The following is a 1,553-nucleotide window of genomic DNA, read 5'->3' on the forward strand; positions in this document are numbered from 1 at the left end:
CTGCGCGACTTCGGGATCGAGAACCGCGAGATGGCGCTGCTGATGATCCAGGGCGGCGATGCGCTGCGCGCCGCCCGGCGCGACGTGCAGGACTATGGCCTCGCCCTCTCCGCGGTCGACGCGGGGCGCATCGAGACGGCGAACGACCGGCTCGCCCGGCTCGGACTGGTGACGCAATACGTGGGCCAGCAGCTCGCGCTTGCCGTGGTGCCGGCGCTCGGCGAGTTCGCCCGGGCCCTCACCGAGAGCCTGCGCGAGGGCGGGGCGCTGCGCATCGTCATCGACGGGCTGATCGACAACCTCGACCGGCTCGCCACCTACGCGGGCGTGCTCACCGCCGGGATCGGGGTGCGCTTCGCCGGGGCCTTCGTCGCGGCGCGGCTCGCCACGGTCTCGCTGACGGGCGCGCTCACGCTGCTGCGCGGGGCGCTGATCCGCACCGGCATCGGCGCGCTGATCGTGGGGGCGGGCGAGCTCGTCTACCAGTTCACCCGGCTCGTGAGCGGGGCGGGGGGCTTCGGCAATGCGATGAGCCTGCTGGGAGACGTGGCGGTGGGCGTGTGGCGCGGCATCGTCGCCTCGGCGCGGGCGATCCCGCCGGGATTGGGGGCGGTGTGGTTTACGGTACAGGGCGCGTTCCACGATTTGATCACCCTGATGGCACGCGCCTGGGCGGGCTTCCTGCATCTCCTCGCGGACGGGCTGAAGGATGTGCCGGGGCTGGAGGAGACCTGGCTCAGCCTGTCCAACAGCGCCATCGCGGCAGGCTCCAAGGTCTACGAGTTTGCAGCGGCTGCAGAGGATGCACGCGCCCGGGCGGCGGCCCTCGGCGCGGCCGCGGCGGGCATCGTCTCCGAGGGCTTCGCCGAGGCACGGGCCGCGTCCGATGCGCTGATCGCCGTGGTGCGCAGCACGGGCGACGAGAGCGATGCCGCCGCCGCCGCCGTGACCCGGCTCAACGAGGCCATGGCCGGGCTCGGCGATGACGATGCCGGGAGCGGCAAGGGCAAACCCAAGGGCGACGGCAAGGGGGATGGCAAGGGCGCCGACGCTCGCACGAAGAACCTGACGAGCTCGCTGGGCGAGGCGCGCACGGCGCTCGACGATGTGCGCGACGCCAGCCGGCAGGCTTTCTCCGGGCTCATCACCGGCGCCACCACGGCGCGGGACGCGGTCGCAGGCCTCCTCGACCGCTTCGCCGATCTCGCCGCCAACGAGGCCTTCGACGTGCTCTTCGGCAGCGGCGGCACGGGGGGCGGCGGCTCGCTCTTCGACAGCCTGTTCGGCGGCAGCTCCGGCGGCAAGGGCGGCAGCGGCAGCGGGGGCGGCGGGCTGCTGTCCTTCGCCGGTGACCTGCTCTCCATCATCCCGGGCTTTGCCACCGGCACCGACAGCGCGCCAGGCGGGCTCGCCTGGGTGGGCGAGCAGGGGCGCGAGCTCGTGAACCTGCCGCGCGGCAGCCAGGTCATCCCCAATCACCGGCTCGGCGGGCTCGCGCAGGGCGGGGCGGCGGCAGCCCCGGAGATCGCCCTGCATGTCACCTCGTCCTTCGA

Annotated in this window: 1 pseudogene; it reads left to right on the forward strand. The window is 73.7% G+C overall.

From position 1 onward, the window contains the following. Positions 1-1,553: pseudogene (locus D3P35_RS25755) on the forward strand (hypothetical protein); the annotation flags it as partial.

It is taken from the genome of Oceanicella sp. SM1341, from assembly GCF_003448965.1.
GTDB lineage: Bacteria > Pseudomonadota > Alphaproteobacteria > Rhodobacterales > Rhodobacteraceae > Paroceanicella.